This window comes from Pseudooctadecabacter sp., from assembly GCF_020627745.1.
Taxonomy (GTDB): domain Bacteria; phylum Pseudomonadota; class Alphaproteobacteria; order Rhodobacterales; family Rhodobacteraceae; genus Octadecabacter.
On record NZ_JAHDGE010000058.1, the window covers coordinates 1 to 8,617 of the forward strand.

At 62.3% G+C, this 8,617-nt stretch carries 8 protein-coding genes; 6 read left to right on the plus strand and 2 right to left on the minus strand.

All coding sequences use genetic code 11. The features are described from left to right. Window positions 1-1,092, plus strand: a 1,092-nt coding sequence (locus QZ653_RS14375) for an OB-fold nucleic acid binding domain-containing protein (RefSeq protein ID WP_366933104.1), incomplete at its 5' end; no start/stop codon positions are given. Window positions 1,093-1,185: 93 nt separating this feature from the next. Continuing rightward, entirely contained in the window at window positions 1,186-2,112 is a 927-nt protein-coding gene (locus tag QZ653_RS14380; RefSeq protein WP_296421099.1) for a hypothetical protein, read from the plus strand. Window positions 2,113-2,182: 70 nt separating this feature from the next. Here the strand turns inward: QZ653_RS14380 and QZ653_RS14385 are convergent, their stop codons facing one another. Continuing rightward, complete coding sequence (locus QZ653_RS14385; protein ID WP_296421101.1) at window positions 2,183-2,386, minus strand: SlyX family protein; 204 nt, start codon at window positions 2,384-2,386, stop codon at window positions 2,183-2,185. A gap of 101 nt (window positions 2,387-2,487) precedes the next feature. On the opposite strand from QZ653_RS14385, the gene hisS reads away from it, so the two are divergent. The 3 genes from hisS to hisG are packed head-to-tail and all read left to right on the plus strand — an operon-like array spanning window position 2,488 to window position 5,755. Then, window positions 2,488-3,978 (plus strand): histidine--tRNA ligase, encoded by a 1,491-nt coding sequence (gene hisS / locus QZ653_RS14390; protein WP_296421103.1) that lies wholly within the window; start codon window positions 2,488-2,490, stop codon window positions 3,976-3,978. Continuing rightward, window positions 3,975-5,066, plus strand: coding sequence for an ATP phosphoribosyltransferase regulatory subunit (locus tag QZ653_RS14395; protein ID WP_296421105.1), 1,092 nt, complete (start codon window positions 3,975-3,977; stop codon window positions 5,064-5,066). Before hisS ends, QZ653_RS14395 begins: the two co-directional genes overlap by 4 nt. After that, the gene (hisG, locus tag QZ653_RS14400) at window positions 5,063-5,755 is read left to right on the plus strand and encodes an ATP phosphoribosyltransferase (protein ID WP_296421106.1); all 693 of its coding nucleotides are present in this window, start codon (window positions 5,063-5,065) and stop codon (window positions 5,753-5,755) included. The genes QZ653_RS14395 and hisG overlap by 4 nt, the downstream gene beginning before the upstream one ends. An 85-nt stretch (window positions 5,756-5,840) precedes the next feature. Here the strand turns inward: hisG and QZ653_RS14405 are convergent, their stop codons facing one another. Continuing rightward, window positions 5,841-6,272: a DUF1489 family protein gene (locus QZ653_RS14405; RefSeq protein ID WP_296421108.1), complete on the minus strand. Its 432-nt coding sequence runs from the start codon at window positions 6,270-6,272 to the stop codon at window positions 5,841-5,843. A gap of 102 nt (window positions 6,273-6,374) precedes the next feature. On the opposite strand from QZ653_RS14405, the gene QZ653_RS14410 reads away from it, so the two are divergent. Next, on the plus strand, window positions 6,375-8,617 hold a 2,243-nt coding region (locus QZ653_RS14410; protein ID WP_296421109.1), incomplete at its 3' end, for an adenosylcobalamin-dependent ribonucleoside-diphosphate reductase.

The following is an 8,617-nucleotide window of genomic DNA, read 5'->3' on the forward strand; positions in this document are numbered from 1 at the left end:
GACAAGCTGGCGGTGTATTTTCAAGAGGTCAAAAAGGGGCTTGAGCTGCCTTGGGTCGCCCCGTGCGTGAACACGTCGCTCGCGACGTTTGATGTGCAGGACGGCAAGCTGGTTTATGGTCTTGGGGCGCTGAAAAACGTCGGTGTCGAGGCGATGAAGCTGATCGTGGATGCCCGCGAAGACAAGCCGTTCGTCACCATCTTCGATCTGGCGCGGCGGGTTGATCTGAAACGGGTCGGCAAACGCCCGTTGGAAATGCTGGCGCGGGCCGGTGCCTTTGACCAGTTGGACCCGAACCGCCGCCGTGTATTCGACAGTCTGGATGCGCTGGTGGGCTATTCCGCCGCGATCCACGACCAGAAGAATTCCAATCAGGTCAGCCTGTTTGGCGAAGCGGGCGATGACCTGCCCGAACCGCGCCTGTCTGCCGCCGCCGATTGGCTGCCTGCCGAACGGCTGGCCGAAGAATTCAAGGCGGTGGGGTTCTATCTGTCCGGTCACCCGCTGGACGATTACATGGCCGCGCTGAAACGCACCGAAAAGGTGAAAACGCTGGACGAGGTCACGGCCCTGGCCGAACGCGGCGCGCTGGTTGCCAAGATGGCGGGCACGGTCGCAGGGCGGCAGGAACGCAAATCCGCACGCGGCAACCGCTTTGCTTTTGTCCAGCTGAGCGATCCGACGGGCCAGTACGAAGTTACCATGTTTTCGGACACGTTGGAGGCCGCGCGGGACCATCTGGAAACCGGCACGCAGGTCGTCATCGGGGTCGAGGCGACCATGGAATCCGAGCAGTTGAAACTGCTGGGCCGGTCCGTGGTGCCCGCCGATATGGCGGTGGCGACGGCGGGGTCATCCGGCTTGCAGGTCTTTGTGTCCGATGTGGCCGCGATCCCCACGGTGAATGACGTGTTGCAGGGGGCGATGAAGGACAAATCCCTCAAATGCGGGCGCGGGCCGATCATGTTCACGATTGATGATGTGGAACTGGGGGAGATTGATGTCGAACTTGACGATCATTTTCCCGTCAATCCGCAGATCAAGGGTGCGTTGCGGTCTTTGAACGGGGTGATCGAGGTTCTTGAAATCTGAGGGCGGCGAAACCTTGCTTGCCCAAAGGGGCAGGTGGACGGGGCGTTGCGCGGATTGTAGAACGATCCCGATAACAGGCGGGGGACGGTGGCGATGCGCCATGTGATGTTTGGATTGGGCGCTGTGGCCCTGCTGGCTGGATGCAGCGGTGATCCTCTGGGGGGGATGACCCGCCTGCAGGATGTGTCGTCCGGCCCCGAAACGGCCGCCGTCGCGGCCCCCGCACAGCAAGCGACCGGTGGTGGTCTGTTTTCGCGTCTGGTGAACCGACAGGCGGATGATCCGACAAATGCCGCGGTTGAGGCCGCATTGGCCGACGCGCCCACACCTGATGAAACTGTCGCGGGCCTGTCCGACACGCGCCCTGCCGCTGCGCGGGGCGGGTTGTTCGGGTTGTTTGGTGGCAATCGGACCGGCGAAGGCGCTGGCGCTGCCAATGTGACGGAGGCCCGCGCCCCCGCACCGCCGCGCGGCCTGACGGGCCTGTTTGGCGGGGCCGGACGCGATGTACCCCGAACAGGGCCGGACAGCACCGATGTCGAGGCCGGAGCCGCACTGCCCTTTGGCCAGATTGCGCGGGTCTGCGGGATGACGCGCAGCCAGTTGGGCACGCGGATAGACGACGGCGGCGGGTTTTCGGTCTACGACACCAATCCCAACCTCACCACAGCGCGGCCGTTCTACATCACGGGTTTCAACGACAATTGTGCCCGGACGTTTACCGGTGCTGTGGCCGTGGCAGGCAATATCCAGACCCATGAATTCGTCCGCTACCAGCCCAGCAACGAACGGATTTCCTACACCGCAACCGACAACGCCTATGAGGCGATCAAGGCCAGCGTCTGCCGTGTCGGGCGTGGCCAGCCCTGCGGCGCGCGCGCCGACCGGTTGAACCGCAATACCTATTTTATCACCGCCTACAGCTTTTTCGGCGGCACATTCAGTGCGGTGCCGACCCAATGGACCCAAATCCTGCTGCACGACGGTGAGGTCTTGGCCGCGTCGATCAAGAACAACTGACCGGTGTCTGTGCGGCTGATCGGCCCTCCGGGGGAAGTTGTATCGGCCAAGATGAAGAAGGGGCTGCGATCTACCAGTGTGGTGGTTTCTGATCAGCAAGCGGAATGGAGCCGCCTGCGTCGTATTCACGGCTGGCTTCGCGTTCCATCAACATGGCGACCCGGTGGGTCAGGCGGCTGATTTCACCTTCCTGACGGGCGACGATATCCGACAGCTCATCCACGGTGCGGGTGAGGTGGGCGATCTTTTCTTCAAGGTGTGTTTGGTCACTCATACGCGCCATATCGGGTGTTTGGCCGGATTTGCCAAGCCCTGCTGTTGCGTGGCGGGGACGTGCGCGGTAAAGCGCGGGCAAACCAACGCAGGACCGATCCCATGGCCAAGCCAAAGAAAACCCCCCGTCCCAAGGCGCAGACCCCCAAAGGGTTCCGCGACTATTTCGGTGCCGAGGTCGCGCAGCGCACGCAGATGCTGCAGACCATCGCCGGGGTCTATCATCGCTACGGGTTCGAAGCGCTGGAAAGTTCTGCCGTGGAAACGGTTGAGGCGCTGGGCAAATTCCTGCCCGACGTGGACCGCCCCAATGAGGGTGTGTTTGCGTGGCAAGAGGACAGCGAGGGCGACAAGCCCGGCGATTGGCTGGCCCTGCGGTATGACCTGACCGCCCCTTTGGCGCGGGTGTATGCGCAGCACCGCAACGATTTGCCCACGCCCTATCGCCGCTATGCCATGGGCCCCGTCTGGCGCAACGAAAAGCCCGGACCGGGGCGTTTTCGCCAGTTTTATCAATGCGATGCCGACACCGTCGGGTCGGGGTCCGTGGCGGCGGATGCCGAGATTTGCGCGATGCTGTCCGATACGCTGGAGGCCGTGGGGATCGAGCGGGGCGATTACGTCATCCGCATCAACAACCGCAAAGTGCTGAACGGCGTGCTTGAGGTCATGGGCCTGTCTGATGACGCCCAGAAGGCCGACGTCCTGCGCACCATCGACAAGTTCGACAAGGTGGGCGAGGCTGGTGTGCGGGAACTGTTGGGCAAGGGCCGTCTGGATGCCTCTGGCGCCTATATCGACGGCGTCGGGCTGGACGACGCGCAGGCCGAACCTGTCATCGCATTCCTGACGTCGAAGGCAGATGACACTGCCGGAACCCTTGCCAATTTGCGCGCCGCAATCGGGGACAGTGAGACAGGTGCCAAGGGCGTGGATGAGCTGCAACAGATGGCCGACCTTCTGGCCGCTGGCGGCTACGGCCCCGACCGCATCATCATCGACCCGTCGGTCGTGCGCGGTCTTGGTTATTACACCGGCCCCGTGTTCGAAGCTGAACTGACGTTTGAGATCACCGACGACAAAGGCCGCCCACGGTCCTTCGGGTCTGTCGCGGGCGGCGGGCGCTATGACGATCTGGTCAAACGTTTTACGGGACAAGAGGTGCCTGCCACCGGCGTGTCCATCGGCGTTGACCGCCTTCTGGCCGCGTTGCACATGAAGGGCCGTCTGACCACAGACACCACCGGCCCCGTTGTCGTGACCGTCATGGACCGCGACCGCATGGCCGATTATCAGGCCATCGTCAGCGAATTGCGCGGCGCGGGCATTCGGGCTGAGGTCTATCTGGGCAACCCCAAGAACTTTGGCAACCAGCTCAAATACGCCGACCAGCGCAATTCCCCCATCGCGATCATTCAAGGCGGCGATGAGTTGGAGCGCGGCATCCTGCAGGTCAAAGACCTGATCCTTGGCGCCAAAATCGCCGAGACCGCCACGCAGGAGGAATGGTCCGAACGCCCCCAGCAGTTCGAAATTCCCCGTGCTGATCTTGTCCCTCGCATCCAACAACTGCTTGAGGATCAGGACACGTGACTGTCGATGCCAGCCGCGACACGTGGGCGCGCGCGCGCGCCTATCAGGATGTCCTGACAGCGCAGGGGGCCGTGCTGACCGACGCGGATTACCTGCAACCGGCTGACACCCTGCTGGACCTCTATGGCGAGGACATCCGTGCCCGCGCCTTCACCACCCAGGACCCCGTGCGCGGCGAGATGATGCTGCGCCCGGATTTCACGGTGCCGATTGTGCAGCAGCACATGGCACACGGGGCGGAACCTGCGCGCTATACCTACATGGGCAAGGTCTTTCGCAAACAAGAAGACGGGGGTGACCGGCCAACGGAATTCGTGCAGGTGGGCTATGAGGTCTTTGATGGCACCGACCGTGCCGCCGCAGATGCGGAGGTCTTTGCGACCCTCGCTGGGCTGTTGAAGGACACGCCCGTGACCCCCGCCACGGGTGACATCGGTATCCTGCGCGCGGCCGTTCAAGGGTTGAACACCACGCCTGCGCGCCGTGCCGCCCTGATGCGGCATCTGTGGCGTCCGCGTCGGTTCAAGACCTTGCTGGACCGGTTTTGCGGGCTGACCGACACGCCCACCAGCCGCGCCGCCCTGTTGGCGCAAGACGACCCGCTGGCAGACCTGCCGCCGGTGCTGGGCCTGCGCAGCCGCGACCAGATCGCGCGCCGCATCGATGCGCTGCGCGCGGATGCCGCGGCTGATCCCATTTCGGGTGGGGAACGGAGCCTGTTGGACGCGCTTCTCGCTGTGCGCGAAACCGCACCCTTTGCCCTGACGGCTTTGCGGGACATCGCGGTGGATTTGCCATCGATCAGCGCGGCGGTCGATGGCCTCGCCGCCCGTCTGGACGCGCTGAGCGCGCGGAATATCGACGTGGACACCTTGATGTTCGAGGCCAGCTATGGCCGCACCTCAATGGAATACTACGACGGGTTCGTCTTCGGGTTCTCTGCCGATCCGGCGCTGAACCTGCCACCCGTGGCCACCGGCGGGCGCTACGACGCGCTGACGACGGTTTTGGGGGGCGGCACGGGCGTGCCTGCGGTGGGCGGCGTGATCCGCCCGGCCTTGGTGGCCGCAGCGGAGGGTGCGTTATGACGCTGAAACTTGGCATTCCATCCAAAGGCCGCCTGATGGAAAAGACGTTCCAGTGGTTCGCGGATCGGGGCATCACCCTGCGCAAATCCGGATCGGATCGCGAATATGCGGGCGCAGTGGATGGCATCGACGGGGTGGAGCTGGTGCTTCTCAGCGCCGGTGAAATCCCACGCGAATTGGACGCAGGCCGCATTCACCTTGGCGTCACAGGGTCCGATCTGGTGCGTGAAAAGCTGCCCGCCTGGGACAGCCGCGTGGTTGAATTGGCTAAAATGGGATTTGGCGGGGCCGATCTGGTGATCGCAGTTCCTGACGCCTGGATTGACGTGGACACGCTGGATGATCTGGACGCAGTGGCCGCCGCCTTTCGCGCTGATCACGGGTTCCGTTTGCGAATTGCCACCAAATACCACCGTCTTGTCCGTGACTTCCTGCGCGATAACGGTGTGGCAGATTACCAGTTGGTCGACAGCCAAGGCGCCACCGAAGGCACGATCCGCAATGAAACGGCGGAGGCCGTGGCCGACATCACCTCAACCGGTGAAACCCTGCGCGCCAATGGCCTGAAAATCCTGTCTGACGGCATGATCCACGCGAGCCAGGCCACCCTGTTCAGGGGGCGCCGCAAGGATTGGACCCAAGCGCAACGGGATACACTCACGCGCTTGATGGCGCATCTCGACGCCTGATTTCTCTGGTTCAAAAATACCTCCGCCGGAGGCCCCAAAATTCATCGAATTTTGGCCCCGCCCACCGCAGGTGCTGATCGTCAGATCACAGAACCCCGATTTCCGCCAAGGCCGCGTTGAGGGACGCAGGCAGCGCCTCTTCCTCTTCGCGTCCCTTTGGCAAATCCATCGGCGCGTCTTCGGCTTTGAGGTAGCGCCACCCTTGGAAGGGGCGTTTCAAGGTGGGCACCACACGGATCAACTCCGGTTCCAGCACGATGGCGCAGCGGCGCACGCCGTCTGCGCCGATGTATTCGTCAAAACGGTTGATCTGCTGGCGGCACAGGATTGATCCCTTGATGACCCAATACATTGATCCGCCGCCCAGCACCTCATCCACGCGTTTGGGCCACATCCGTGTCACGTGCCGCGGCAATCCGTCGGGGGCTTGCGCACGCTTTGTGTTTTGCCACGCCGCAAGGTCTGCTACGTTGTCGGTTCCGACGGAGAGTTTCTGAAGATGTAGGGTCTTGGCCATCAAAGCCTCCACAATATGTTCTTAATCTGTTCCATCGTCACACAACATCTGGTAGGTTAGCGGTTCACCACCGATTCTGCCACACTTACAAGAGGATCTCTCATGACCCGCTTTGCCGCCCCTATTGCCGAACAGATCTGGGACATGAAATATCGCCTTAAGGAGGCAGATGGGACACCGATTGACCAATCGGTAGAGGACACGTGGTCGCGGATCGCCAAATCGCTGGCCTCTGTGGAAAAGGACCCCGCCGCTTGGGAGCCTAAATTCTACGCCGCTTTGGAAGATTTCAAATACCTGCCCGCCGGCCGCATCACCGCCGGTGCGGGCACCGACCGCAGCGTGACGCTGTTCAACTGTTTTGTCATGGGGACCATCCCCGACACCATGGCGGGCATTTTCGACAACCTCAAGGAAGCCGCATTGACCATGCAGCAAGGCGGCGGGATCGGGTACGATTTCTCGACCATCCGGCCCAAGGGGGCTGTGGTCAAAGGGGTCGCCGCCGATGCCTCCGGCCCGCTGTCTTTCATGGACGTCTGGGACGCCATGTGCCGCACGATCATGTCCGCAGGGTCCCGCCGCGGCGCGATGATGGCGACCATGCGCTGTGACCATCCGGATGTTGAGGATTTCATCACCGCCAAATCCGACGCCGCCCGTCTGCGCATGTTCAACATGTCCGTCCTGATCACCGACCCGTTCATGGAGGCCGTGAAGGCCGATGCCGCGTGGGATCTGGTGTGGGAGGGTGAGACAGTCAAAACCGTGCAGGCCCGTGACCTGTGGGACCGCATCATGCAGTCCACCTATGATTATGCCGAACCCGGCGTGATTTTCATCGACCGCATCAATGCGATGAACAACCTGAACTATGTTGAGACCATTGCCGCCACCAACCCGTGCGGCGAACAGCCCCTGCCGCCCTATGGCGCCTGCCTGCTGGGGTCCGTGAACCTGGCCCGTCTGGTGACCAACCCGTTCGAGGACACCGCCGAAATCAGCGAAGACGCGCTGGCCGATCTGGTCGCGACCGCCGTTCGGATGATGGACAACGTCGTCGATGCGTCGAACTTCCCGCTTGAGGCCCAAGCGCAAGAGGCCGCCGCCAAACGCCGCATTGGTCTGGGTGTCACCGGTCTGGCCGACGCGCTGTTGATGGTCGGCCTGCGCTATGGATCAGAGGAGGCCGCCGCCCAGACCGAAGACTGGATGCAGCTGATTGCCAACGCTTCCTATCGTGCGTCGGCGGAACTGGCGAAGGAAAAGGGCGCCTTCCCGCTGTTCGATGCGAAGAAATATGCCAAATCCCCCAATGTGCAGGCGCTGGATGATGACGTTCAGGCGATGATCGCCAAGGACGGCATTCGCAACGCCCTGCTGACGTCTGTGGCCCCCACGGGCACGATCAGCCTTTATGCGGGCAATGTGTCCAGCGGGATCGAACCGGTGTTCGCCTACGCCTACACCCGCAAGGTCCTGCAAAAGGACGGCACGCGGACCGAGGAAGAGGTCGTGGATTATGCTGTCAAACTCTGGCGTGATCTGAACGGCGATGCGGAGTTGCCCGACTATTTCGTCAACGCCCAGACCCTGCCTGCGATGGATCATGTGCGCATGCAGGCCGCGGCGCAGAAATGGGTCGACAGCTCCATCTCCAAAACGATCAACGTGCCCGAAGACATTGATTTCCAGTCGTTCAAAGACGTCTACATGGAAGCCTGGGACACGGGCTGCAAAGGCTGCACGACCTATCGTCCCAACGATGTGACGGGCTCCGTCCTGTCGGTCGAGCCCGAGAAGGCCAGCGTGCCCGAGGAAGACGTGATTGATGAGAACGCAGGCGACGTCATCTACATGACCGAACCGCTGGACCGGCCCGAAGATCTGGACGGCCAGACCTACAAATTGAAATGGCCCGACAGCGAACACGCCATCTACATCACGATCAACGACATCATCCATCAAGGCCAGCGTCGCCCGTTTGAGGTGTTCATCAATTCCAAGAACATGGAACATTTCGCATGGACCGTCGCGCTGACGCGGATGATTTCAGCCGTGTTCCGGCGCGGGGGCGATGTGTCCTTTGTGGTGGAAGAGTTGAAAGCCGTGTTCGACCCGCGCGGCGGGGCATGGATGCAGGGCAAATACGTCCCCTCCATTCTGGCGGCTATCGGCCAGACCATCGAAAAGCACATGGTCGCCACAGGCTTCTTGGCGGGCGAGGGCATGGGCCTGAAATCCGACCCGCAGGCGGAGGTCGTCAGCATGACACCCAAGGGCAAAGCCTGTTCCAGCTGCGGGCAATATTCCATGCGCATGGTCGAAGGCTGCATGACCTGTTC

Bases quoted from the DNA above. Each gene is read 5' to 3' on its own strand.
- hisS (WP_296421103.1), top strand. From the start codon at position 2,488: ATGGCCAAGCCAAAGAAAACCCCCCGTCCCAAGGCGCAGACCCCCAAA.
- QZ653_RS14385 (WP_296421101.1), bottom strand. From the start codon at position 2,386: ATGAGTGACCAAACACACCTTGAAGAAAAGATCGCCCACCTCACCCGC.
- QZ653_RS14405 (WP_296421108.1), bottom strand. From the start codon at position 6,272: ATGGCCAAGACCCTACATCTTCAGAAACTCTCCGTCGGAACCGACAAC.
- QZ653_RS14380 (WP_296421099.1), top strand. From the start codon at position 1,186: ATGCGCCATGTGATGTTTGGATTGGGCGCTGTGGCCCTGCTGGCTGGA.
- hisG (WP_296421106.1), top strand. From the start codon at position 5,063: ATGACGCTGAAACTTGGCATTCCATCCAAAGGCCGCCTGATGGAAAAG.